Source organism: Bacteroides clarus YIT 12056 (assembly GCF_900129655.1).
Classification (GTDB): Bacteria; Bacteroidota; Bacteroidia; order Bacteroidales; family Bacteroidaceae; genus Bacteroides; species Bacteroides clarus.
Map to the genome: position 1 here is coordinate 75188 of NZ_FQWK01000008.1, position 24537 is coordinate 99724.

The following is a 24537-nucleotide window of genomic DNA, read 5'->3' on the forward strand; positions in this document are numbered from 1 at the left end:
CGGATGAAAAACACACATTTACAAGGGATTAAATGTCCAACAAATTACGTAACTGCTGTACGGACTCAGCTATCTGACGTCTGCTTTCCAAACGTCCGGCATCAAAACGGTAGCGAGCCTGCAAATAGAAAGGAGCTCGTTTATCCAATGCGTCCACAATAAAGGCGCGCAACTCCTCGTCCGTCTTTCCTTGCAGGATAGGGCGCTGATGGGTTGCCACTCGTAAACGATTGAATAATATATCGGGATGCACATCCAAGAATACGGTTTGCCCATGTCCGTTCATGTAGTCCATATTGTCGAAGAAACAGGGAGTGCCGCCACCGGTCGAGATAATGACATTTTCAAACTCAGATACCTCATGCAGCATATTTCGCTCCAATTCACGAAAAGAGGCCTCTCCCCGCTCGACGAACAATTCACGAATAGATTTGTGAAAGCGTTCTTCTATGTACCAGTCCAAGTCGATGAAGGGTACATTTAATTCGCGGGCAAAAGCCTTTCCTAAAGTTGTTTTACCAGCTCCCATGTAGCCGGTCAAAAAGATACGTATCATAATTGCTTACCGTTTGCGGGCAAAGATAAGCAATTCCATAGTGAGACTACCTCACAATCAACGGAAAATTTTAATCCGCTCGCTCAACTCCTGAAACTCCTTCTCTCCGGGTTCGGCGGTCGGCGTACCAAAAGGCATTTCGGCTATCAGCATCCAACTTTCCGGTAAATCCCAGGTACGACGTACTTCATCATCGATCAGCGGATTATAATGTTGCAATGAGGCTCCCAAACCCGCGTCTTCCAGCATCGTCCAAATAGCAAACTGATGCATGGCCGATGTATGCTGTGACCAAGTCGGGAAGTTTTCGCTATAAGAGGGGAATGCGTCCTGCAATTTCTTTACAACCGCAGTGTCCTCAAAATACAGCACAGTACCATGTCCGGCAGCAAAGCAACCGTCAATCTTGGCTTCCGTCTTAACGAAAGCTTCAGGAGAAATACGCTGTTTCAACGTGTTCTTTACAATATCCCATAATTTCTTATGCTCATCACCCAGCAACAGAACGATTCTTGTTGACTGCGAATTAAAGGCCGACGGCACATTCTTTACTGCCGTACGGACAATATGTACCACTTCCTCGTCCAAAACCGGAGAATCGTTACCTATGGAATAATAGCTGCGTCGATGCTCCAACGCTTCTGCAAATGTTCTCTTCATATATTTTTATTTTATTATTAGTTTATCCATAATTCGTGAATTACAAAGCGGGGCTTAAGCCATACTTCCCCTTAACCCCTCAACTCTCCTCAATTTAAAAGAACAAATGAAAAAGACCAATTGTTCGAATTTGTGAAATATATTTGTACCTTTGCCATAAGTTATGAAGAAAGAAAAATTCTACGTTGTATGGACGGGTGGCACTCCGGGTATTTATACATCCTGGACTGACTGCCAACTACAAACCAAAGGCTACGAAGGAGCGAAATACAAATCGTTCGAGACTCGCGAAGAAGCAGAAAAGGCCTTTGCCTCTTCACCATACGATTACATCAAGCGCAATATATCCGCAGACGGCAGGCGACCCAAGCTTTCTCAAAACACAGACGCCCTCTACCCGGCCGCCGTCCTCGAAAACAGTCTTGCCGTAGATGCCGCATGCAGTGGAAATCCCGGAGCAATGGAATATCGGGGAGTGCACGTTGCCAGCCGCCAGCAGGTTTTTCACTTCGGCCCCATGTACGGCACCAATAACATCGGAGAGTTTCTTGCCATTGTTCACGGCCTGGCCTTGCTGAAACAAAAAGGCTTCGATATGCCTATTTACAGCGACAGCGTTAATGCCATCAGCTGGGTGAAACAGAAGAAATGCAAGACCAAATTACCCCGCGACCCCAAAACCGAACAACTTTTCCAACTGATAGAACGCGCTGAGAAATGGCTGCGTGAGAACACCTATTCCACCCCTATCCTAAAATGGGAAACCCAACAATGGGGTGAAATACCCGCAGACTTCGGAAGAAAATAACAGGGCGGAACGTTTATATCCTCATGGCTGAATACCCGAATATTCAGCGTATCATGTCGTTACGCCTAAACTTCATCCTGCAGTTGGAAAACAGGATTTACTTATAGAGCTCCCGTGTTATACATGCTCCGCCTTTATCCCAAAGACTGCATATCATTCAGTTTTTTATAGTAGCCGTCTTTAGCGAGAAGTTCCTCATGCTTGCCGCGTTCTACGATTTCTCCCTCATAGAGTACGCAGATTTCATCCGCATTCTTAATTGTAGAAAGACGATGCGCAATGGCAATCGTGGTACGAGTCTTCATCAATCGCTCCAAAGCCTCTTGCACCAAGCGTTCCGACTCCGTATCGAGTGCGGAAGTGGCCTCATCCAGAATCAGTATAGGAGGATTCTTGAGGATGGCGCGGGCAATACTGATACGTTGGCGTTGTCCGCCGGAAAGTTTGCCGCCACGGTCACCGATATTGGTATCGTAACCTTTCTCGGTATCCATAATAAAATCGTGGGCATTCGCTATCTTGGCAGCTTCGATAACTTGTTCCATTGTGGCATTCTCTACACCGAAAGCTATGTTATTGAAGAAAGTGTCATTAAAGAGAATGGCTTCCTGATTGACGTTTCCTATCAGACTGCGCAAATCGGAAATACGCGTATCTTTGATGTTAAGACCGTCTATCAATATCTCGCCCGATTGTACATCGTGATAACGGGGCAACAAATCCACCAACGTGGATTTTCCGGAACCGGATTGTCCTACTAATGCGATAGTCTTGCCTTTGGGCACTGTCAGATTGATATGCTTCAATACTTGGCGGGAACCGTCGTAACTGAAACTGATGTCCTTAAATTCCACCTTATCATTCAACGAGGAAAGCAGCTTCGGCCGGATAGGTTCTTTAATAGGATTCTCCGCAAAGAGTATCTTGTCGATACGTTCCATGGAGGCGAGTCCTTTGGGTATGTTGTATCCGGCTTTGGAGAATTCCTTCAACGGATTGATAACGCTGTACAGTATCACCAAGTAATAGATGAACGAAGGGGCATCGATTGTAGCGCTATTACTGAGAATCAACGTTCCGCCAAACCACAGTACGATAACGATAACGCATGTTCCCAAGAACTCGCTCATGGGATGCGCCAATGCCTGACGGGTAGCTACCCGATTGATGGCGTCGCGATATTCGTTGCTGCACTTATTAAAACGTTCCATCATCTTATTCTCGGCGATGAAAGCTTTGATGATACGCAATCCGCCCAAGGTTTCTTCCAGCTGCGACATGGTATCGCTCCATTTTGCCTGAGCATCCAGCGACTGTCGTTTCAGCTTTTTACCTACCGTACCCATTATCCAGCCCATGCCCGGAAGAACCAGCAATGTAAACAGCGTCAGCTGCCAACTGATAGCTATCAAAGTGCCGAAATAGGCTATGATCAGTATCGGGTTCTTTATCAGCATATCCAGCGAACTGGTAACAGATGTCTCCACCTCGGTAACGTCACCGCTCATGCGGGCAATAATATCGCCTTTCCGTTCTTCGGAGAAAAAACTCAACGGCAGGTGTAACACCTTATTATATACTTGTGCACGGATATCACGCACCACACCCGTACGAAGAGGAATCATCACAGCCGAAGAGGCGAAATAAGAGAATGCTTTCAGTAAAGTCATTACTGCCAGGAAGACACCCAAAATCAGCAATGTTAATGAACCGCCCTGCGAGGCTATCATCTCGGTGACGTAATAATAGAAATTATTAACCGCTATATCTTTCAACCCCACTCCCACAGCATCCCAAGGGATAAATTCGTAGGTCTTGGTATCCATTTTGAAAAGTATCTGAAGAATAGGAATAATCAGAGCGAAAGAGAATATATTCAGAATTGCCGATAGCAAGTTCAGGAACAATGCCCATATCAGATATTTCTTATAAGGCGGAACAAAACGCCGCAGAAGTCGGAGGAATTCTTTCATTCGGTTAGCAGTTAATTCATTACATTGTGTATTGGGGACAAAGATAGTACAAACCAAGGGGAGAATAAAATGCGGAACAGATATTTTTATCAAACGCAACATGATAATCGCGGTTTTTTCGTAATCTTGGCAATAATTGTGTAGCTTTGTAGTTAAATCAAGAAATGATTAATCGACTTGATAAGTTAAGAAACTAACTCTAAAAAAGAAATGAAACCATACGATTATCTGATTGTAGGCAGCGGTTTATTCGGAGCTGTATTCGCTCATGAGGCTCATGAAGCCGGTAAGAGATGCCTTGTAATAGAAAAACGCCATCACATTGGCGGTAACATCTATTGTGAGGAAATAAATGGTATTAATGTACACAAATATGGCGCCCATATTTTTCATACTGATAATAAAAAGGTCTGGCAGTATGTAAATCAGCTGGTGGAATTTAACAGATATACCAATTCTCCAATCGCCAACTATAAAGGAAAATTATACAATCTTCCTTTTAATATGAATACTTTCTATCAGTTATGGAATGTGCGTACTCCGGCAGAAGCCAAAGCAAAAATACAAGAACAATGTAAAGAGTACGAACATATAACCAACCCGCAAAATTTAGAAGAACAGGCACTAAAACTTTGCGGAAAAGATATTTACCAGCGACTGATAAAAGGATATACGGAGAAACAATGGGGACGTTCTGCAACAGAGCTTCCGGCATTTATCATTAAACGCATTCCGTTCCGCTTTATTTTCGATAATAATTATTTCAACGATTCATATCAAGGTATTCCCATCGGTGGTTATAATCGTTTAATCGACGCTTTGCTGGAGAATATAGAAGTCCGCACCGGAATTGATTATACGGAACACCGCAAAGAACTGGACTCTTTAGCGGAAAAAGTGCTCTACACCGGCTGTATAGATGAATATTTCGACTATGCATGCGGACATTTGGAATATCGCAGCTTACGGTTCGATCACAAGCTTCTTGCCGATGTAGAGGATTTCCAAGGTAATGCAGTTGTAAACTATACTGACCGTGACACTCCTTACACCCGCATAATCGAACATAAGCATTTTGAATTCGGCAAACAGCCTTCTACTGTCATCACCTACGAATATCCCGACAACTTCGAACAAGGGAAAGAGCCTTATTATCCGGTAAATAACGAGAATAATACCCAAATCTTCAATAGGTATCAGGAATTGGCTCAACAACAGAAAACCATGTTATTCGGAGGCAGATTGGCACAATATACTTATGCAGACATGGACGACACAGTAGCAGCGGCATTGGCATTGTGGGAAAAAGAAATTACTGTAACTAATAATTAAGTATCCAGGAATTTATATCAAACTCCTCTTTTACTTTCTCACTTACTGCAGTTACCGGGGTAGTGACAAACTCCGGTAACTTACGCAGATCATCTTCTTCCAATATAAAGATGTTATTAGGGTGATAAAAAGAATACTCCTTAATACTCTTATTATTCGTTATCAGCTTCTTATCAAAAAATAGAGCTTCCAAAGGCCTTAAGGAGATACCTGTCTGTTCTGTTGTTATATCGACGACACAACTACACCGGCTCACATTCTGTATATTTTCGAAATAAGATATACCTTTCATTTTTCTTTTGAATATTAGGAATGAGCACGGCAAGCCCAGCCTTTCAAATAAAGCCTTGTATTCCAACAAGACATCTCGGCGATTCTTTTCATAACCGATAAAGTACAATCCTTGTGTTACATCAGACGTTAGTTTACTTTTGTTGGGAAATCTAAAAAAAGGAGGTTTTACCGCAATCTCCGGATAAATACGTGCATCATCCGCATTGAAGCTACTTATCCGATACATCTTACTGATAGCTTTCATATATTTACTTCTCTTTTCAGAAGTATAACGATGAAAAAGCTGACAAATTGGAGTCCAATAAAAAAGATTTCGCTCTACGGAAGAAGGTAATATTTTATCGATAATACGCAAATCTACAAGATGCCTGTTATCAATAATAATTATTCTCGCATTTTCTTCGATAAGCGAAAGTTGTTCCAAGGATTCGCTTCTAATATACAAGCTGCGGAAAACCCAATATAATCCCAGTCGACGAAGCAATCCACGCACACAACGTAATAGCAACGTATCTTTAATGTCTTTTAAACAAATTTCCTTTATTTGAGAACTATCAACCCCTGAAATAATATAATTCAAAGGCTGATAATCAGCATGTATAATATAAGTCATATATTCTTAAAACGATTTACTTCAGATAAGTTTCGATAATGTGTCCGTAGAAAGTCTTTTTCCCTTCCGGAGTTTTGAGAGATAACGGTATCTTATAGGTTAATTTATGAAAATCATAATTAGAACAAAATTCAATCCACCGTTCTTCCGTGTATTCTTGATTTAAACACTTACCAAGAGGTCCCATAACTGTTATCGGTACTTCTTCAATCATTTGATGTATAGCTGGCACATTGGCACGAGCTATGGCGAATGTATAATCAATCAATAAATATTCTATCAGTTTATTATGGTTCTGCCAATATTTTAAGAACATATCTGAAATAAATGCCGGCAATAGATTTCCCTTGCCACATGCCAGAAAAAATCCGGTCCATCCTCCTCTTGAAATATTATAATAAATAGGTAAATGATGGCAACTCCAAAATATCCTAGAGGGCTTGATAAAATCACCGATATTCTTGCAAGGAAGCAACACTGTGCTATCCATCCAGATTCCGCCATGAGCCTTCAACAATAACATACGCAATATATCGGACAAATGAGTCAAAGTTATGTTACCCGCTTTCCATTTCTGCAAAATACAATCCGGCAAAGTGACATATTCATGATAATTATCCCCTGTTATCAATATAACCGGATGGTTGTCAGCATGCATTAAAATAGAATTATAACAGGCTTTCACAATATCCGGCATAGAATCCCTGCCTTGCCACCAACAAACCCAAATAGGAGACACATCTGTAATCTGTTCACTGTTTTCTAATGAAGAATGTTTATAGTTAGCAATGACTTCCTTACCGCCGGAAAACAACAGATGACGTACAATAACATATTGCTTACAAGAAACAATAAATCTTTCTATGCGTTTGAAAAAACGTTTAGTCTTAGATTGTTGCATCGGGAAATGGCTCATTTCTTCAAGTTATAATTTCATATATTTAGGCTTACGTAGTTTCAATACATACGGAAGCAATTTAATAAACCGCAATAAACTGTTCTTCAAAGACAACAAGGGACGTTTACCTCTCCAAGGAGTCATATCCAAATAAGTATAGTATTCTCTTCGTAAAGGATGCATACTATCATAGTTCCAGGGTTTCTTATTAGTATAGTGTAATATAACCGGACTTTCCAAATCTTGCTTTAACGTCGGCCAATGCTCAATCTTTTTTTCCATGCCATACCGGTAGAAAGCATCTTGCATATTCCACTTTAGAGACATAAATAACTTATGTTCATGCAACAGGGCGTTCAAAAGGTCTTGGTCATTGTAACGGATTCTTTCGGGATAAGCCAAGAAATACTTAACGCATTGTTCATCTACTTTATGTTCTCTCCAATACTTCAGATTAATCAATAACACACCTGCATTGAAATAAGAATATTTAGAATCGTATTTCAAAGTTTCATAACGCTCCATATCATCGTACCCGATATCTTCTACGCATCCCACTGCATAATCCGTAAGATCTGTATTCCAAAACTCCGATATGTCTCCTAAAATAACAATATCACAATCCAGATACAACACTTTATCTACCGTTGCAGGTAAAATAGCGGAAAACATGCAACGATAATAAGTAGCCATAGAAATACGTTTACCAAACTTCCTGATAGAGAAATTTGCCAATAACTCCGGCGAAGGGAAGTAAAAGCAAACCTCATTACCATAAGAAGCAGCTAAAGACTTCAATATATTCTGATCTTTTTCCGGTAAACCCGGAGCAACAATATGCACACAAATATCAGCCGTTTTATTGTTCTCAAATAAAGAGACCAATGTAACAGCGCAATGTTGCGTAAAATTAGCATCAATATTGCAAGCTATATGAATCATAAGAAGATTTGATTAATTATTATTTTGACCTGTCATCTGAAAATATTTATCCATCACAAGCAATGAAATCAACCGCTCCCGTTCAGCATCAAAAAATTGAGCGACATATTCATGAGCATGCTTAACAATCTGTTCCGCTTCTACCGGATGATTGATATAATAAGTTAGTTTTTCTTCTAAGTCGGAAAGATCATCTTTAATCTCTATGTAATGATAGTCAGGAATAAGTTTTCCTTCCATAAACCAAGTCTCACAGGTAGGACGTGTCATTACAGCAATAGAATTAGAAGACATTACCCATTTCAGATTAGAAGCAACATCATTCCCTTCAAGCGCCATAATAAATTTATAATCAAGATGTTCTCGAATAGTTTTCTTGGGAGTCATCCAAACCTCAGGATAACCTTCATTCCTACCTACCACGCCGCAATCACAAATAGAAGAACCAAAATATTTTTGAAGGAATTTCTCACGAATACGACTAAGGCGGATTTTACCACGAAAAACAGCCTGATCGCGTTTTTGTGAGAAAGGAACAGGATCATTCAGAAAAATAAAATGACGTAGCTTATCCAATTTAAGTATGACCGAATATGCATTATCTTCTTTCAGTAATCTACTTTTTACAATCGAGGGAAATTCCGGAGTAAAATATACATCCCCGGGAATATAGGCAATACGCAAACTTCGACTAAACCAACGTACAGCATATTGCAAATCAAAATAATACGCTTTATGGAAAGTAGATGGACGAAAATTCTTTATCTCATCCAAATATACATAGTAACTATGTTTATGCTCATGCAATATTTTATCAGGCAATTCTACCGGATACTGCATTTTATTATAATAGTTCACTCGTTCGTAGATATAATCTCTATCCGGTCGAGTCTCTACTTGTTTCAAATACTCTTTTCTACGTATACGATAAAAGCCATTAGGCACACACATCTGCAGATATCCTTTTAAAAAAAAGAGTATTTTGGGCGGCTTTCCACTGCGAAGTTTATATAAGAGGCTATCGCTCATTTAGAAATAGTATATATTAAATATTCATTGAATAGACACAAAGATAGAAGTTATTTCTTATCTAAAAAATTGTTATACGTTTTTTCTCACATCTTACCCAAGCGTTCATGTATCCCGTCGTAATACGCTTTCCATAATTTAGGAATATCACCCCACTGATAGGCATCGGAAAACGGACAGGTTACAAAAGCTGTTAAGATATAACCTATTACTCCATTAAAACCGCGAAGATATTTTACCGCCCAATTACGGCCATAATGATGATTCAAATAAGTAGAATTACGTATCTGGTAAAAACGTTTCCACTTTTTCTTTTTGTTCCGCTCACTCCAACTATCATTTGAAAAAAACTTTTCTTTATCCATTAATGCTGTGGGAACATACAATATCTTATAACCGGACTGCACTGTACGAAGACAATAGTCCGTATCATCACAAAAGATAAACAGTTCTTTATTCGGGTAACCTATCTTCTCAATGACCTCACGCTTTATGAATGGTCCTTCAAAGGCTGCCCCTTGTATCTCGACAGGCTCAGTTACCGTTTGCCTTGATAATTTTCCGGTATACATGGAAGCAAAAGGATTTGTCAAATTATATCCTTGAAACTCATGTGTAAAGAGCTTACCTTCCTGTAAACGACGCGGTGCAAGTATCCCTATATTCTTCTGATCGGCATGCAGTAACAACTGTTCTAAACAATCAGCACGTGGAAAAACATCGTCATCCATACACCAAATCCAATCCGCACCTGCCTGATACGCATATTGCATCCCGGTATAAAATCCGCCTGAACCTCCCACATTAGTTTGATTGATAACAGTCAGTTCCGGTTGCGTCTTCAACCACTCGGCAGTAGCATCGGTACTTCCATTATTGACAACTACGATTGAAGTAACCGGTTTATTCTGCCGTAGGCAGTGAACAGTCCGCTTCAACAGTTCTATTCGATTATAGGTGACTACTACAGCTATAATATTCATGGCTATTTTAATAAAGATTATTAATCTTTCCCGGTTGAGTACTTCTATAGGAAACCATCAACTCAAAACACTTTTCCGCATCAAATCCACGAACCTTTGCATACTCTTCCGCCATCCAACGATGCATCTGCGGAGTAGCCGGTAAACGTTCAAAGTTCTTACAACCGGCTTTCATGCCGATAGTCCCGATAAACATACGATTCAAATCCACAATCTCCAGTTTAATTCCCCCCGGTACTTTCTGAAACAGAATATTTTCGCGCCCATAATCTTTATGAGCATATCCATGTTCATGGAGGATAGCAGTTACCCGCCCTATCTCACGCAAAACCTCCTCTTCATATTCAAACTTTTGTTTGAATAAGTCATTATAAACATAAGGACATGTTGACAAACAGCTCACATAGTAACTTCTATCAAACAAGAGGCCACTGCGAACGTTAAGATATCCTACCGGCCGGGGAGTCCCCACTCCTATCTTCAGGTACATGTCGGCATGATCATAAGAACGCTTTGCTTTAGAAGGGCGGAAAATACCATACACAAAACGATTGATAAAGTTAGGACGATGAAAAGACTTGACAACATATTCTCGACCATTATACTTCATCTTTCTTAATTCATTACGCCCTTTATGAATAACAACACCTTCATTTCTTTCAAAACGTTCTGGTAAAGACAAGATAAAATCTCTTAACTCTTCAAAATCCTGATGAATAACTAAAGTACGAGGATGAAGTATATCGTTTTTCCGGTTCATTTCAGATTCCATAAATATATCAAATTTTATCTAATCCTCTCGTATACTTCAACCAATAGTATTTCAACGGATTTTTATATTTCAACTGTTTCCACGGACGGCTACCATGCGGCTGGTGTAACACCGGCAATGTAGTAAACAGATAATTCTTAAACCCTTCTTTCAAAGATTGATGCGAAATGGTCACATCATGCCAGTTCTTTTCAGGATTTAATTGATGAAAATCGAAAGCTTTCAGAAAATTCAAAGTCAGCAGAGAGCAACAAAAACTACAATGTTTCTTCTCGGGAAAAACCTGGTTCTCCTTACCTTTCGCGAAAAGATAAGGGTAATTGATTTCTCCTTTTTCATCTACTGTGACGGCGGCGGCGATACCACAGTCTATTCGCTCCGTCGCTCCGTCAAATAAAGCTTGCAATGTGTTCTTCTTTACCAAAACATCCGACTCGACAATAATCAAACCTGCCTCCGCTTCAATGGCACGTTGTTGAGCCATTTGCAGAACCAACAAATAGTTCGGTGATGGATGATCCGTAATTTCTGCAAGATTCACCAACTCAAAGCCCTGTTTTTCAGACGCTTCTTTCAACCTAGCCGTGTTTTCTTCCGTACTGAAATCATTGTAGACGGTATAAGTAAACGGCGTTTGAAAACCGGATGCCATAATGGCTTCCACGGTTTGCAGCGTCAATTCAATAGAATCCTTTACGGGAGTAATGATATGAATACACTTCATTGGATATATAATTAGTCTTTATTCAACAAGCTATAAGATTCCCACAAGTTGACAAAACTATACAATATTTTGCATACAGCCAAACAGTTCCCTGCATTTATTCCTTATCCGCTTTCCGCTTAACCGTATGCTTTACTTTCAATACGGCAAGATTTAATTCGATAGTTGTTTCCGAATCCGTCGCTTGAAGATTATTATCCAATAAATCGGAAAACAAATCACCGCTTTTCTCCAATCAAGGATTTCTGTTATTCCTCAGAAGCATCTGGCAAACTGTTTATTGTACGGGAAAGTTCACGCAATTTGGAAAAAGTCTCAATTATCATAAACGTTGCATTATGGCACGGAAACTTTTCAAGATGGCAGCAAGCATATAAAGGCCTCTTTCTGCAAAATTTAGCAAGCGCATTCATCAGTATATAAATTTATGATTTAAACAATTGGTCAAAGGTATGCATTATTACATTAGGAACATCTGTTCTCACGAATTATTTCTAACTTTGCCTGCAATAAACAAAAGCGTTATGAAAGTAATTGTCGATAATAAAATACCTTTTATAAAGGAAGCCATCGAAAAAATAGCCGATGAAGTGGTCTATGCGCCGGGAAAAGACTTCACCCCCTCTCTGGTGAAAGATGCGGATGCACTCATCATCCGCACACGCACTCATTGCAACCGAGGATTATTGGAGGGCAGTAAAGTAAAGTTTATTGCTACGGCAACCATCGGCTTCGACCACATCGATACGGAATACTGCCGTGAAGCCGGTATTACATGGACGAATGCCCCCGGCTGCAATTCCGCTTCCGTAGCCCAATACCTACATTCATCTTTAATTTTACTGCAAGAATCGAAAGGTATTAATTTATCGGAAGCTACTATTGGCATCATCGGAGTAGGGAATGTAGGTAGTAAAGTTGCAAAAGTGGCACAAGAATTGGGAATGCGTATCTTACTGAACGACCTTCCTCGTGAAGACAAAGAGGGGAAACAGAACTTTTCATCCCTGCAAACACTTGCAAAAGAATGTAACGTACTCACTTTCCACGTACCTTTATATAAAGAAGGTAAATACAGAACCTACCATCTGGCCGACACAGCCTTTTTCCAATCATTAAAGCAAAAACCCGTCATCATTAACACCTCACGCGGAGAAGTAATCGAAACCGATGCACTGCTGAACGCTTTGGAAACAAAACTGATTTCAGACGCTATCATCGATGTTTGGGAAAATGAACCGGCTATAAACCTCACCCTATTAAAGAAGGTATTCCTCGGTACACCGCACATCGCCGGTTATTCGGCAGACGGTAAAGCCAATGCAACCCGTATGTCGCTGGATGCTCTATGCCGGTATTTCAATATACAGGCGGACTATCAGATTATTCCTCCTGCCCCAAGCCAACCGCAAATTACGGCAGAAACCTTGTCAGATGCCTATTTGCAAATATATGATCCCCGACAAGATAGTAATGCACTCAAAACACATCCGGAATTATTTGAAAAGTTACGGGGGGACTACCCTCTAAGAAGAGAAAAAAAAGCATACACAATTCTGAACCATTCGGAATAATATGTCGCTTCTCTTAGAAATCGTATTCCGAAAGGCTATCAGCGCACTTCCGACAACAAACTGTCGATAACCTTCGGATAATACTCATACTCCAGCGCATGTACTTTCTTTGCTACATCCCCTGCTGTATCCTCCGCCACAACAGGACATTTGTACTGTACTATAATTTCGCCTTCATCGAAATGTTCATTTAAATAATGTATGGTAATACCGGTTTCTGTTTCACCGGCAGCCACTACTGCTTCATGCACCCGATCACCATACATCCCCTTACCGCCAAACTTAGGCAATAAGGAAGGATGAATATTTATAATTTTATTAGGATAAGCATGCAAGATACAGTCCGGCACACGTGCAAGGAAACCGGCAAGGACGATAAAGTCGATTCCTCTATTTTCCAACAAAGACAATACAGCTGTCCCGTCCATCCATTCGGCCTTGCCCATACAGGCGAACGGAACATTCAGACTACGTGCACGTTCCAAAACAAAGGCACTCTCTCTATTAGTCAAAACCAGCTCTACGTTCACCAATTCGCTATTTTGGAAATAACGGATGATATTCTCTGCATTTGTCCCGTTACCGGAAGCAAAAATAGCAATGTTTTTACTCATAAACCCTCCAATCCCTGCACAAAACCGTGAAAAATGTGCAAAAATGTGCATTTAATTCATCAAATATTTGCGAGGAATGATAAATATTCATTCCTTTGCACCGCAAATTTAAAGAAATAAAACTAATTATTAATTAAAAACTTAAAGTTATGTCTGAAATTGCATCAAGAGTGAAAGCGATTATCGTCGACAAATTAGGCGTTGAAGAATCAGAAGTTACTAACGAAGCTAGCTTCACTAACGATTTGGGAGCAGATTCTCTTGACACTGTAGAACTTATCATGGAATTCGAAAAAGAATTCGGTATCTCTATTCCTGATGACCAAGCTGAGAAGATTGGTACTGTAGGCGATGCTGTATCTTATATCGAAGAACACGCTAAGTAATCTTAATCCATTCATTTCTTAGTATGGAATTAAAAAGAGTTGTAGTAACAGGTCTTGGCGCCATTACTCCCATTGGCAACACAGTACCCGAATTTTGGGAAAATCTCGTGAATGGGGTTAGTGGAGCGGGGCCTATTACTCATTTCGACGCATCGCTTTTCAAGACCCAATTCGCATGCGAAGTGAAGAACTTTGATGCCAATCAATATATCGACCGCAAAGAGGCTCGCAAGATGGACTTGTACACTCAATATGCCATCGGTGTAGCCAAGCAAGCGGTAGAAGATTCCGGTCTTGATGTCGAAAATGAGGATTTGAACAAAATCGGCGTCATCTTTGGTGCCGGTATTGGTGGAATCCGTACATTTGAAGAAGAAGCAGGTAACTATGCCCTCCATAAAGAAAACGGTCCCAAGTTCAATCCGTTCTTCATCCCGAAGATGATTTCGGATATTGCTGCCGGACAAATTTCTATTCTGTACGGTTTTCATGGTCCTAACTACGCGACTTGCTCCGCATGCGCCACTTCTACCAATGCTATCGCTGACGCATTCAACCTCATCCGTTTGGGTAAGGCTAACGCTATCATCAGCGGTGGTTCGGAAGCAGCTATTGCCGCTTGTGGTGTAGGTGGTTTCAATGCCATGCATGCTTTATCTACCCGTAATGACTCTCCGGAAACCGCATCTCGCCCGTTCAGCGCGAGCCGCGACGGTTTCATCATGGGTGAAGGCGGCGGATGTCTGGTTCTTGAGGAACTGGAACACGCTAAAGCACGTGGTGCCAAGATTTATGCAGAGGTTGCCGGTGTGGGAATGTCTGCCGACGCTCATCACTTAACCGCTTCTCATCCGGAAGGTTTGGGAGCCAAACTGGTAATGACAAATGCATTGGAAGATGCAGAAATGAAACCCGAAGAAGTAGATTACATCAATGTTCATGGTACATCTACTCCTGTCGGTGATATCTCGGAAGTGAAAGCTATCCAAGAGGTATTCGGAAAACATGCCTACGAGTTGAATATCAGCTCCACCAAATCCATGACAGGTCACTTGCTGGGTGCTGCCGGTGCGGTAGAGGCTATTGCAAGTATACTTGCCATCCAAAACGGCATTGTTCCTCCGACTATCAATCACGAAGAGGGTGATAACGACGAAAACATCGACTATGACCTGAACTTTACGTTCAACAAGGCTCAGAAGCGTGAAGTGAACGTGGCTTTATCCAATACTTTTGGATTCGGCGGTCATAACGCATGTGTTATTTTCAAGAAATACGCAGAATAATACGGTCGTGTTACGTAACCAAATAGACAAAATAAGGCTCTTATTCCGTAAGGATAGAGAGTCTTATTTTTGTTTTTACAGGATACTTGGTTTTTTTCCCCGTGATATTCGGTTCTATCAGCAGGCTCTACTGCATAAATCCACCTCTGTCCGCTCCGAGAAAGGACGTCCGTTAAACAACGAGCGATTGGAATTTTTGGGTGACGCCATCTTGGACGCCATCGTAGGAGACATTGTATACAAGCACTTCGAAGGCCGTCGTGAAGGTTTTCTTACCAATACCCGTTCTAAAATCGTGCAACGGGAAACCTTGAACAAACTGGCCGTAGAAATAGGACTGGACAAACTTGTCAAGTATTCCACCCGTTCTTCGTCACACAACAGCTATATGTACGGCAACGCCTTCGAAGCATTTATCGGAGCTATCTATTTGGACCAAGGCTACGAACGTTGCAAGCAGTTCATGGAGAAAAAAATCCTCAAGAACTACATCGACCTCGACAAGATGTCACGCAAGGAAGTCAACTTCAAATCCAAACTTATCGAATGGAGCCAGAAAAACAAAATGGAGGTTTCCTTTGAGTTGATAGAACAGTTCCTCGACAGGGATTACAACCCGATGTTTCACACAGAAGTTCGCATAGAAAGCCTTTCTGCCGGCACAGGTACGGGCTATTCCAAAAAAGAGTCACAGCAAAACGCCGCACAAATGGCATTGAAAAAAATCAAGAACGACGAAGCCTTCAAAGAAGCCATTGAAACTGCCAAAATACAGAACCACGCGGCAAAGGAAGATATTGCAGCAGAGGAAAACGAAACCGTCACAGAAAATACTCCCGTTGCAGAGACATCAGAGGTTCTCGAAGTTACGGATAATACAGAACCTACGGATACTGTACAAGATACAGCCAAATCACCCGAAACAAATCCCCATACGCTTACCCTGAACGACTAAATCATGGTCTTCAGTCACTAATTTGAGTTTTCCGGCTATCTCCTCCAGAGGCGCGGAAGATATTTCATTCCCTTTCAACGTTACCATACGTCCAAACTGCCCTCCTGCAATCAATTCCGTAGCATGACCACCCATACGGGTCGACAAATTGCGGTCAAAAGGCGTAGGCGAACCACCGCGCTGAATATAGCCCAAAACAGTCTCACGTGTTTCAATACCCGTTTCGTATTCAATCTCTTGTGCGATATATTCAGCTGCGCGTTTCCTGCCATCCGTCTGAATCCCCTCGGCAACCACAACAATAGAATAAGGCTTCCCCTTCTTCAGACGATTCAAAATCGTATCGCCTATATTATGGATATTATAAGAAAGCTCGGGAATTAAAATCACATCACCGCCACCGGCCATACCGGAGTACAGCGCAATCCAGCCCGCTTTATGCCCCATCACCTCTATCACCATCACCCGCTTGTGCGAACTGGCGGTAGAGTGTAACCGGTCTATGGCATCCGTAGCAATACTGACGGCAGAATCAAAGCCGAAAGAGAAATCGGTTCCCCAAATGTCATTATCAATGGTCTTAGGTACGGAAACGATATTCAATCCCATAGCAGCCAGCTTGGCAGCTGTTTTCTGCGTGCCGTTACCGCCGATACAGACTATGCAGTCCAGCCCCAGCTCCTTTACATTCTGTTCTATCAGAGCAGGTTTGTCTACATCGGATACCACCCCGTTTTTCTTAAACGGCTTTTCACGGGAAGTACCCAACATCGTACCGCCCAGATTCAATAATCCCGACAGAGACTTGTCCGTAAACGACTCCACATCTTTTGTCAACAGTCCTTGAAAACCGCTATGGATACCTACCACCTCCATTCCGTAGTAATTGATGGCGGTTTTACAAACGCCGCGAATAGTTGCATTGATACCGGGGCAATCCCCGCCTGAAGTCAGAATACCGATTCTCATGATGTTTTAGTTTAAATTACGGTTCTTTTCACCTATACGGACGTAAAGATAGAAAAAAAAGAGAAAAAAGATAGAGATGCCGATAAATAAGATTATTTTTGCGCACTTAAACAGATTTCAATAAGAACGATGAATATTACAAAATTTCTGAATAAAGTATACTTCACCCCCCGCTTGAAAGAAATCGAACTGTATACCGACCATGCAAGCGAACTGCAAGCAGGTGTTCTGAGACGTTTGGTACGCATGGCCGCCAATACGGAATGGGGAAAGAAATATGACTACGCTTCTATTCGTACTTATGAAGATTTCAAAAAACGCCTTCCTATACAAACTTACGAAGAAATCAAACCTTATGTAGCCCGTTTGCGTGCCGGTGAGCAGAATCTGCTATGGCCTTCGGAAATACGCTGGTTTGCCAAGTCTTCAGGAACCACCAATGATAAAAGTAAATTCTTACCTGTCAGCAAAGAATCTCTGCAAGATACTCATTATCAAGGCGGGAAAGATGCCGTCTCCATCTATTTGGGAATAAATCCCGAAAGCCGCTTTTTCTCCGGAAAAGGATTGATTCTCGGTGGCAGTCACAGCCCTAATCTAAACTCCAATCATAGTCTGGTGGGCGACTTGTCCGCCATCCTGATACAGAACGTACACCCGCTGGTCAACCACATTCGCGTACCAAGCAAGGAAATCGCTCTGATGAGCGAGTTCGAACCCAAAATGGAAGCCATAGCCAGCAGCACGCTTCATACCAACGTCACCAATCTTTCGGGTGTACCTTCCTGGATGCTGGTACTTATCAAACATATACTCGAGAAAACCGGAAAACAGTCTTTAGAGGAAGTATGGCCTAATCTGGAAGTATTCTTCCATGGCGGAGTAGCTTTTACTCCTTACCGGGAGCAATACAGACAGGTTATCAAAAGCTCCAAGATGCACTATATAGAAACATACAATGCGTCCGAAGGCTATTTTGGCACACAGAACGACCCGAACGATCCGGCTATGCTGCTGATGATCGATTACGGTATCTTCTATGAGTTTATTCCATTGGAAGATGTCGGTAAGGAAAATCCTCGTATCTGTTGTCTGGAAGAAGTGGAACTCAATAAAAACTACGCAATGGTTATCTCCACTTCTGCCGGGCTTTGGCGTTATATGATTGGAGATACTGTGAAGTTCACCGGTAACCACCCGTATAAATTCGTCATTACCGGACGTACTAAGCATTTCATCAACGCTTTCGGCGAAGAACTGATTGTAGACAATGCGGAAAAAGGGCTGACTAAAGCCTGCGCTGCCACGGGAGCACAAATTATAGACTATTCCGCCGCTCCTGTTTTTATGGACGAACATGCCAAATGCCGTCATCAATGGCTGATTGAGTTTGCTCAAATGCCGGATAGTCCGGAGAAATTTGCCCAAATACTGGATGACACCCTCAAAGAAGTAAACTCCGATTATGAAGCTAAACGACAGAACGACTTGGCTTTGCAGCCATTAGAGATAATTGTCGCTCGCAAAGGCCTGTTCCATGATTGGTTGGACAGTAAAGGCAAGCTTGGCGGACAACATAAGGTACCGCGCCTCAGTAACACGAGGGAACATATTGAGGAAATGTTGAAACTCAATTTCAAAGAATAATACCACCGCCCAACAGCAAGCCGGTTGCATCATAGAAAGCGGCGGCTTGCCCCGGAGCGATAGACTCCAACGGTTCCAACAACGATACTCGCAGATGTCCGTCCCCTTCCAAAGTAACCATACAACGGTTTGCTTGTTTACGATAGCGTATCTTTACGATCACTGTCTCCGCCCCTAACACCCGATGTGTACTGATAAGGTTCCAGTCCTTAAGATACATTTCATTTTTATACAGGGAGGCAAGCGGTGCAAGTACCACCTCGTTCGTGTCCATTTTGATTTCCTTCACAAATACGGCACGATTCAGATGAAGCCCCAGTCCACGCCGCTGACCTATCGTATAGAAAGGATATCCTTCATGCCATCCTAATATTTCCCCCTTTTCATCGAGAAAATGTCCCCTGCCCGGAAGCTGTTCCGCAGGGACTTCACGTTTCAAGAAAGAACGATAGTCCAACGGACAGAAACACACTCCTATACTGTCTTTCTTAGTGGCGACACGCATAAATCCACGTCCAGCGGCATAAGCACGTGCCTCCTCCTTTGTCATATCCCCCATCGGGAGTAACATTCGTTTCAGGATATCTTGCTTCAAACCCCACAAAAAGAAAGTCTGATCCTTATCTCTGTCGGCTGCCGGAGCGATATAATAGGTGTCCTCTAAAAGGAGTTTACGTACGTAATGTCCGGTAGAAATCCAATAAATTCCCTTTTCATCGGCTATTTCCGCCAAAAGCTTCCATTTCAGCTCATTATTGCAAAGGATGCAGGGAACAGGAGTATGCCCCGCCAGGTATTCATCTATAAAATAGCGAATAATACGTTCACGGAAAAGCTTCCTCGCATCATATATAATATGCTCAATACCCAGTCTATCAGCCAGCGTACGGGCATCTTCCAGATATTCCGCTTTTCCATCCGCCTCATAAAAACGAAAGGTAACCCCCGTTACTTCATAGCCGGCCTCCTGCAATTTCATAGCAGTCACAGAACTATCCGTGCCGCCGCTCATACCCAATAATACACGTTCTTTTGAGTTCATGCTGCAAAAATAGTATTTCATCCTGAGAAAACTCTATCTTTGTCACTTTCAAAAAAATAATCAATTTCAAACCATGAGACAAGACTATCGCCTGCTCGTCCTCGACCTGGATGGCACCCTGACTAATTCGAAGAAAGAAATATCACCACGCAACCTTCGTACTCTACTGCGTCTGCAACAAAGCGGCGTACGCCTGGTGCTGGCTTCCGGCCGTCCCACCTACGGTATTACTCCCCTGGCAGAACAGTTACAAATGAAAGAACACAACGGGTACATTCTTTCCTACAATGGCGGAGAAATCATAAACTGGAACACCGGCGAACTACTATACAAAAACCTGCTTCCCGATGAAGTGCTTCCTATCCTTTATGAAACCGCTATTGACAACCGGCAAACCATCCTCACCTACGACAATGAGTTCATCCTCACCGAAAATCCCGACGACCCATATGTCAAGAAAGAAGCATTCCTCAACAAAATGCAGGTGCGACGCGTAGATAACTTTCTGCAAGAGACGCCCCGCCCCCTTCCCAAATGCCTCATCGTAGGCGAACCGGAACAACTCATAAATACGGAAACCGAACTCAGCCTGCGTCTGCAAAGGCAAATCAGCGTATACCGTTCGGAACCTTATTTTCTCGAACTCGTACCGTTAGGCATAGACAAAGCCCGCTCTCTCGCCGTATTGCTGGAAAAAACAGGTATCACCCGCGAAGAAATGATAGCCATGGGGGACGGTTACAATGACCTCAGCATGATAAAATATGCCGGACTCGGCATAGCCATGGGAAATGCGCAGGAACCTGTCAAAGCAGCGGCGGATTACATTGCTCCAGGCAATGACGAAGATGGAGTAGCCATAGCCGTAGAACAACACTTCCTACATGCTTTTTAGAACAGATAGCCCTAATTTACAAATATTTGTTATACCTTTGCCTTTCCAAAAAGAACTAATTATCAAACGTTATGGAACAACAACTGACCATTTACAACACCTTAGATAGAAAAAAGGAGTTATTCGTGCCTCTGCATGCTCCTCACGTGGGCATGTATGTTTGTGGACCGACCGTTTACGGAGATGCCCACTTGGGGCATGCACGTCCTGCCATTACTTTCGATTTGCTTTTCCGCTATCTCACACACATCGGCTATAAAGTACGTTATGTCCGCAACATCACCGATGTAGGACACTTAGAGCATGACGCAGACGATGGCGAAGATAAAATCGCGAAAAAAGCCCGTTTGGAGCAACTCGAACCCATGGAAGTGGCACAGTATTATATCAACCGTTACCACAAGGCAATGGAAGCGTTGAACGTGCTTTCTCCAAGCATCGAACCACATGCATCGGGACACATCATCGAGCAGATAGAACTGGTAAAAGAGATATTAAAGAACGGCTACGCTTACGAAAGCGAAGGCTCCATTTACTTTGATGTAGCCAAATACAACAAAGACCATCATTACGGCAAACTGTCCGGACGTAACCTGGATGATGTACTGAACACCACCCGCGAACTGGACGGCCAGGAAGAAAAGCATAATCCCGCTGACTTTGCATTGTGGAAGCGCGCCCAACCCGAACATATCATGCGCTGGCCAAGCCCGTGGAGTGACGGTTTCCCCGGCTGGCACGCCGAATGTACCGCAATGGGTAAGAAATATCTGGGTAAGCATTTCGATATCCACGGTGGCGGCATGGACCTCGTTTTCCCGCATCACGAATGTGAAATCGCACAATCCGTAGCATCACAGGGCGATGACATGGTACACTATTGGATGCATAACAATATGATAACCATCAACGGGCAGAAAATGGGTAAAAGCCTCGGCAACTTCATCACACTGGATGAATTCTTCACCGGTTCAAACAAGACGCTGGCACAGGCTTACAGTCCGATGACTATTCGTTTCTTTATCCTTCAGGCACACTACCGCAGTACGGTAGACTTCAGCAACGAAGCCCTGCAAGCAGCGGAAAAAGGCCTGACAAGACTTATGGATGCCGTACATGGGCTGGAAAAGATTACGCCGGGCAAGGCTTCTACGGTAGACGTAAAAACATTACGCGCCAAATGCTATGAAGCTATGAACGATGATTTGAACTCTCCGATTGTAATAGCCCATCTTTTTGACGGCGCCAGAATGATAAACAACATTATTGCAGGCAATGACACCATTACAGCCGAGGACTTGCAAGAGTTGAAAGAAACTTTCCACCTCTTCTGCTTCGACATATTGGGACTGAAAGAAGAGAACAACTCCAACGAAGAACGCGAAGCCGCCTTCGGTAAAGTAGTGGATATGCTGCTGGAAGAGCGCATAAAAGCCAAAGCCAACAAGGATTGGGCTACATCCGACAAAATCCGCGATAAACTGACCGCATTAGGTTTTGCCATCAAAGACACCAAAGACGGATGTGAATGGAAGCTGAACAAATAAAAATCTAAAAGACGAATCCGAAGCCGGCGTACCAGCCGAGCTTCTTCGTCTGATTAGACCAATTCAACTCTATTTCCAACGGTCCCAAAAAACTATTATACATATAGCCGATGCCCGTTCCTACCAAGTCGTAAGAGTGGGAATCCTCAAATAACTCATGCAACTTATCGGAGCTGCGTCCGTAGTTTCCCGTCACCGATACATACTGATTCTTAAATATCCGCTGACGAAGCTTCAAACCGGCAACAATCAATGAACCGGAAGCCAACTCCGCACGGTTAATCCCTACAAAAGGTATTTGTTGGGGCATATAACGTCCGGCAATATTTCCACCCAACATATTAGTAACAGCAAAAGAATAGTTATCACCTCCGGTAAGAATACGCCCGTCAATAGACGGAATAATCGTAAAATTCTTTAACGGAGTGAAACACCCTTGCCAATGCGCCGAGAAGGCCAAAATAGGGCTGTTATCTTCGTATTGAAACAGATTATCCGTATACAGATGATACATTACGGACCATGACAGACCTTTGGTGGGTACGCTTCTTCCATTCAGATTATTATACAACAGCCCGGCAAAATAGGTAAACAGCGACTTATTTCCAAACATAAGTGCATCCACCGGCTCCAACGACAGCAAATCATGGTAGTTGTAGTGCTCGAAATTAAGACCTGCACTCACTTGAATCTTATTCCAATCCTTTGCGACTCCGGCGGTAAGCTGCTGATGGGTAAAAGTCAAATCAAGTGTACGCTTTCCCTCATTATAAATATTAATATCCTTGTAATCAAACCGGTAATTAATTCCCGTCTGCCAGCCCTTACTCCACTGATAATTATAACCGATTCTTGCCATCGTCCGTTTTCCTAAACGGGCGGTAAGGCTCACTTGCGATTCTTTTTGTTTTCCCAGATAAATATCCGTATTCGCCTGCAAGGCTGCCAGCTCTTCCGTATCAAAACGGATACCGACATTCAGCTTGTTTTCCCGTATGGCAGGAGCGGCTATCTGTGGATCAACGGGAATAGTCTTGCTCTTTTCCGCGTCAGGGATAGGAAAAGGTCCCGGGCGACGGGGCTGATAATCTTCTCTTAGCCCCATCTTCTTTTTTAATGTAAGCAGTTTATCCCAATCGGCCATAGCCGCCTGTTCTCCACGCACTATCAAGGTATCAATCGCTTCTTTGGTGAAACTTGCCGCAGAATAACCCGATACATCCACTTTAATATGTAAATCGGTCTTGCGAAGATTCTCTTGATATTTTTTCTCTCCCTGCAGATTAATGATTTGCCCGAATATATCTTTCACCGATTTCAGTTGCCCGGCATCCAGCAAAGGACTTTGTACATCCACTCCGATAATAATATCAGCCCCCATCTGCAAGGCCACATCTACCGGATAATTATTCACCATACCTCCATCTACCAAGACCCTGCCATTCAGATTGACAGGTGCAAATACCCCGGGTATCGACATACTGGAGCGCATGGCCGTAGCCAACACACCTCTGTGAAACACAACCTCGCTCCCATCCACCAGGTTTTCGGAGACACATGCGAACGGAATAGGCAGCCGGCTAAAGTTTACAGAATCCTGATAACCCTCTGTCAATACCGAAAACAACTGTGCAATATTCTTCCCCTTAATAATTCCCGCATCCGAAATGTCCGCCGACTTCAACGTAAAAGGAATAGACAGCACATAACGCTCCGACCGTAAACGATCGTCGAGCAATACATCTTTAGGATTGGGAGCGTCCGACAAAACGAACTTCCAGTTCTGCGCATTCACCATACTGTCCAATTGCTCCGGAGTATACCCTATGGCATATAAGCCTCCAACAATAGCCCCCATACTGGTGCCCACCACATAATCTATCGGAATACCCGCTTTCTCTATCACTTTCAAGGCACCGATATGAGCCGTACCCTTCGCTCCGCCTCCACTCAGCACAACGGCAACTTTCGGACGCTCTTGCGCCATAAGCAATAACGGAAGCAACAGCAACCAGCCCAATAACCTATATTTCATCTT

General features: G+C 42.7%; 24 protein-coding genes. 9 read left to right on the forward strand and 15 right to left on the reverse strand.

Annotation, left to right across the window (positions count from 1 at the left end; translation table 11 throughout):
* Positions 1 to 28: 28 nt before the first annotated feature.
* A complete protein-coding gene (locus BUB52_RS14200; RefSeq protein ID WP_009120271.1) occupies positions 29 to 556 on the reverse strand; it encodes a shikimate kinase in 528 nt (175 codons plus the stop codon).
* Positions 557 to 613: 57 nt separating this feature from the next.
* Positions 614 to 1216: a nitroreductase family protein gene (locus BUB52_RS14205; protein ID WP_009120270.1), complete on the reverse strand. Its 603-nt coding sequence runs from the start codon at positions 1214 to 1216 to the stop codon at positions 614 to 616.
* A gap of 163 nt (positions 1217 to 1379) precedes the next feature.
* On the opposite strand from BUB52_RS14205, the gene BUB52_RS14210 reads away from it, so the two are divergent.
* Entirely contained in the window at positions 1380 to 2024 is a 645-nt protein-coding gene (locus BUB52_RS14210) for a ribonuclease H1 domain-containing protein (RefSeq protein WP_009120269.1), read from the forward strand.
* Positions 2025 to 2158: 134 nt separating this feature from the next.
* On the opposite strand, the gene BUB52_RS14215 is transcribed toward BUB52_RS14210, so the two are convergent.
* Positions 2159 to 3997 (reverse strand): ABC transporter ATP-binding protein, encoded by a 1839-nt coding sequence (locus BUB52_RS14215; RefSeq protein ID WP_009120268.1) that lies wholly within the window; start codon positions 3995 to 3997, stop codon positions 2159 to 2161.
* Positions 3998 to 4207: 210 nt separating this feature from the next.
* Between BUB52_RS14215 and glf the strand changes: the two genes are divergently transcribed.
* Complete coding sequence (gene glf / locus BUB52_RS14220; protein ID WP_009120267.1) at positions 4208 to 5329, forward strand: UDP-galactopyranose mutase; 1122 nt, start codon at positions 4208 to 4210, stop codon at positions 5327 to 5329.
* On the opposite strand, the gene BUB52_RS14225 is transcribed toward glf, so the two are convergent.
* The 8 genes from BUB52_RS14225 to BUB52_RS15920 form a co-directional block, all read right to left on the reverse strand.
* Positions 5319 to 6236 (reverse strand): WaaS/CpsH family glycosyltransferase, encoded by a 918-nt coding sequence (locus BUB52_RS14225; protein ID WP_009120266.1) that lies wholly within the window; start codon positions 6234 to 6236, stop codon positions 5319 to 5321. The genes glf and BUB52_RS14225 overlap by 11 nt on opposite strands.
* Before the next feature lie 16 nt (positions 6237 to 6252).
* A complete protein-coding gene (locus BUB52_RS14230; protein ID WP_009120265.1) occupies positions 6253 to 7137 on the reverse strand; it encodes a capsular polysaccharide synthesis protein in 885 nt (294 codons plus the stop codon).
* A gap of 24 nt (positions 7138 to 7161) precedes the next feature.
* Positions 7162 to 8076: a glycosyltransferase family 8 protein gene (locus tag BUB52_RS14235; RefSeq protein ID WP_009120264.1), complete on the reverse strand. Its 915-nt coding sequence runs from the start codon at positions 8074 to 8076 to the stop codon at positions 7162 to 7164.
* A 12-nt stretch (positions 8077 to 8088) separates the two neighbouring features.
* On the reverse strand, positions 8089 to 9105 hold the full coding sequence (locus BUB52_RS14240; RefSeq protein ID WP_009120263.1) for a glycosyl transferase family 90: 1017 nt from the start codon (positions 9103 to 9105) through the stop codon (positions 8089 to 8091).
* Positions 9106 to 9191: 86 nt separating this feature from the next.
* Positions 9192 to 10088 carry a glycosyltransferase family 2 protein gene (locus BUB52_RS14245; RefSeq protein ID WP_009120262.1) on the reverse strand — a complete coding sequence of 299 codons (897 nt, stop codon included), beginning with the start codon at positions 10086 to 10088 and terminating at the stop codon, positions 9192 to 9194.
* A gap of 7 nt (positions 10089 to 10095) precedes the next feature.
* Entirely contained in the window at positions 10096 to 10860 is a 765-nt protein-coding gene (locus BUB52_RS14250) for a lipopolysaccharide kinase InaA family protein (protein ID WP_009120261.1), read from the reverse strand.
* 7 nt (positions 10861 to 10867) lie between these two features.
* Entirely contained in the window at positions 10868 to 11584 is a 717-nt protein-coding gene (locus tag BUB52_RS14255) for a hypothetical protein (protein WP_009120260.1), read from the reverse strand.
* 97 nt (positions 11585 to 11681) lie between these two features.
* On the reverse strand, positions 11682 to 11819 hold the full coding sequence (locus BUB52_RS15920) for a hypothetical protein (RefSeq protein WP_009120259.1): 138 nt from the start codon (positions 11817 to 11819) through the stop codon (positions 11682 to 11684).
* A 289-nt stretch (positions 11820 to 12108) separates the two neighbouring features.
* On the opposite strand from BUB52_RS15920, the gene pdxB reads away from it, so the two are divergent.
* Positions 12109 to 13158: a 4-phosphoerythronate dehydrogenase PdxB gene (gene pdxB / locus BUB52_RS14265; protein ID WP_009120258.1), complete on the forward strand. Its 1050-nt coding sequence runs from the start codon at positions 12109 to 12111 to the stop codon at positions 13156 to 13158.
* A 38-nt stretch (positions 13159 to 13196) separates the two neighbouring features.
* Here pdxB and purN read toward each other — a convergent pair whose 3' ends face one another.
* On the reverse strand, positions 13197 to 13823 hold the full coding sequence (gene purN, locus BUB52_RS14270) for a phosphoribosylglycinamide formyltransferase (protein WP_009120257.1): 627 nt from the start codon (positions 13821 to 13823) through the stop codon (positions 13197 to 13199).
* A gap of 98 nt (positions 13824 to 13921) precedes the next feature.
* On the opposite strand from purN, the gene BUB52_RS14275 reads away from it, so the two are divergent.
* The 3 genes from BUB52_RS14275 to rnc are packed head-to-tail and all read left to right on the forward strand — an operon-like array spanning position 13922 to position 16399.
* Entirely contained in the window at positions 13922 to 14158 is a 237-nt protein-coding gene (locus BUB52_RS14275; RefSeq protein WP_004291965.1) for an acyl carrier protein, read from the forward strand.
* Positions 14159 to 14181: 23 nt separating this feature from the next.
* Positions 14182 to 15444: a beta-ketoacyl-ACP synthase II gene (fabF, locus tag BUB52_RS14280; RefSeq protein WP_009120256.1), complete on the forward strand. Its 1263-nt coding sequence runs from the start codon at positions 14182 to 14184 to the stop codon at positions 15442 to 15444.
* Between the two features lie 7 nt (positions 15445 to 15451).
* Complete coding sequence (gene rnc / locus BUB52_RS14285; protein WP_039950125.1) at positions 15452 to 16399, forward strand: ribonuclease III; 948 nt, start codon at positions 15452 to 15454, stop codon at positions 16397 to 16399.
* Here rnc and BUB52_RS14290 read toward each other — a convergent pair.
* Positions 16358 to 17368, reverse strand: a complete 1011-nt coding sequence (locus BUB52_RS14290; protein WP_009120254.1) for an ATP-dependent 6-phosphofructokinase — start codon at positions 17366 to 17368, stop codon at positions 16358 to 16360. The genes rnc and BUB52_RS14290 overlap by 42 nt on opposite strands.
* A 129-nt stretch (positions 17369 to 17497) precedes the next feature.
* Between BUB52_RS14290 and BUB52_RS14295 the strand changes: the two genes are divergently transcribed.
* Entirely contained in the window at positions 17498 to 19015 is a 1518-nt protein-coding gene (locus BUB52_RS14295; RefSeq protein ID WP_009120253.1) for a GH3 auxin-responsive promoter family protein, read from the forward strand.
* Here BUB52_RS14295 and mnmA read toward each other — a convergent pair.
* On the reverse strand, positions 19005 to 20057 hold the full coding sequence (gene mnmA / locus BUB52_RS14300; protein ID WP_009120252.1) for a tRNA 2-thiouridine(34) synthase MnmA: 1053 nt from the start codon (positions 20055 to 20057) through the stop codon (positions 19005 to 19007). The genes BUB52_RS14295 and mnmA overlap by 11 nt on opposite strands.
* A 73-nt stretch (positions 20058 to 20130) precedes the next feature.
* On the opposite strand from mnmA, the gene BUB52_RS14305 reads away from it, so the two are divergent.
* Positions 20131 to 20952 (forward strand): Cof-type HAD-IIB family hydrolase, encoded by an 822-nt coding sequence (locus BUB52_RS14305; protein ID WP_009120251.1) that lies wholly within the window; start codon positions 20131 to 20133, stop codon positions 20950 to 20952.
* A gap of 71 nt (positions 20953 to 21023) precedes the next feature.
* Complete coding sequence (gene cysS / locus BUB52_RS14310; RefSeq protein ID WP_009120250.1) at positions 21024 to 22499, forward strand: cysteine--tRNA ligase; 1476 nt, start codon at positions 21024 to 21026, stop codon at positions 22497 to 22499.
* 4 nt (positions 22500 to 22503) lie between these two features.
* On the opposite strand, the gene BUB52_RS14315 is transcribed toward cysS, so the two are convergent.
* Entirely contained in the window at positions 22504 to 24534 is a 2031-nt protein-coding gene (locus tag BUB52_RS14315; protein WP_009120249.1) for a patatin-like phospholipase family protein, read from the reverse strand.
* Positions 24535 to 24537: the final 3 nt, after the last annotated feature.

Bases quoted from the DNA above. Each gene is read 5' to 3' on its own strand.
- BUB52_RS14200 (WP_009120271.1), bottom strand. From the start codon at position 556: ATGATACGTATCTTTTTGACCGGCTACATGGGAGCTGGTAAAACAACT.
- BUB52_RS14205 (WP_009120270.1), bottom strand. From the start codon at position 1,216: ATGAAGAGAACATTTGCAGAAGCGTTGGAGCATCGACGCAGCTATTAT.
- BUB52_RS14210 (WP_009120269.1), top strand. From the start codon at position 1,380: ATGAAGAAAGAAAAATTCTACGTTGTATGGACGGGTGGCACTCCGGGT.
- BUB52_RS14215 (WP_009120268.1), bottom strand. From the start codon at position 3,997: ATGAAAGAATTCCTCCGACTTCTGCGGCGTTTTGTTCCGCCTTATAAG.
- glf (WP_009120267.1), top strand. From the start codon at position 4,208: ATGAAACCATACGATTATCTGATTGTAGGCAGCGGTTTATTCGGAGCT.
- BUB52_RS14225 (WP_009120266.1), bottom strand. From the start codon at position 6,236: ATGACTTATATTATACATGCTGATTATCAGCCTTTGAATTATATTATT.
- BUB52_RS14230 (WP_009120265.1), bottom strand. From the start codon at position 7,137: ATGCAACAATCTAAGACTAAACGTTTTTTCAAACGCATAGAAAGATTT.
- BUB52_RS14235 (WP_009120264.1), bottom strand. From the start codon at position 8,076: ATGATTCATATAGCTTGCAATATTGATGCTAATTTTACGCAACATTGC.
- BUB52_RS14240 (WP_009120263.1), bottom strand. From the start codon at position 9,105: ATGAGCGATAGCCTCTTATATAAACTTCGCAGTGGAAAGCCGCCCAAA.
- BUB52_RS14245 (WP_009120262.1), bottom strand. From the start codon at position 10,088: ATGAATATTATAGCTGTAGTAGTCACCTATAATCGAATAGAACTGTTG.
- BUB52_RS14250 (WP_009120261.1), bottom strand. From the start codon at position 10,860: ATGGAATCTGAAATGAACCGGAAAAACGATATACTTCATCCTCGTACT.
- BUB52_RS14255 (WP_009120260.1), bottom strand. From the start codon at position 11,584: ATGAAGTGTATTCATATCATTACTCCCGTAAAGGATTCTATTGAATTG.
- pdxB (WP_009120258.1), top strand. From the start codon at position 12,109: ATGAAAGTAATTGTCGATAATAAAATACCTTTTATAAAGGAAGCCATC.
- purN (WP_009120257.1), bottom strand. From the start codon at position 13,823: ATGCACATTTTTGCACATTTTTCACGGTTTTGTGCAGGGATTGGAGGG.
- BUB52_RS14275 (WP_004291965.1), top strand. From the start codon at position 13,922: ATGTCTGAAATTGCATCAAGAGTGAAAGCGATTATCGTCGACAAATTA.
- fabF (WP_009120256.1), top strand. From the start codon at position 14,182: ATGGAATTAAAAAGAGTTGTAGTAACAGGTCTTGGCGCCATTACTCCC.
- BUB52_RS14290 (WP_009120254.1), bottom strand. From the start codon at position 17,368: ATGAGAATCGGTATTCTGACTTCAGGCGGGGATTGCCCCGGTATCAAT.
- BUB52_RS14295 (WP_009120253.1), top strand. From the start codon at position 17,498: ATGAATATTACAAAATTTCTGAATAAAGTATACTTCACCCCCCGCTTG.
- mnmA (WP_009120252.1), bottom strand. From the start codon at position 20,057: ATGAACTCAAAAGAACGTGTATTATTGGGTATGAGCGGCGGCACGGAT.
- BUB52_RS14305 (WP_009120251.1), top strand. From the start codon at position 20,131: ATGAGACAAGACTATCGCCTGCTCGTCCTCGACCTGGATGGCACCCTG.
- cysS (WP_009120250.1), top strand. From the start codon at position 21,024: ATGGAACAACAACTGACCATTTACAACACCTTAGATAGAAAAAAGGAG.
- BUB52_RS14315 (WP_009120249.1), bottom strand. From the start codon at position 24,534: ATGAAATATAGGTTATTGGGCTGGTTGCTGTTGCTTCCGTTATTGCTT.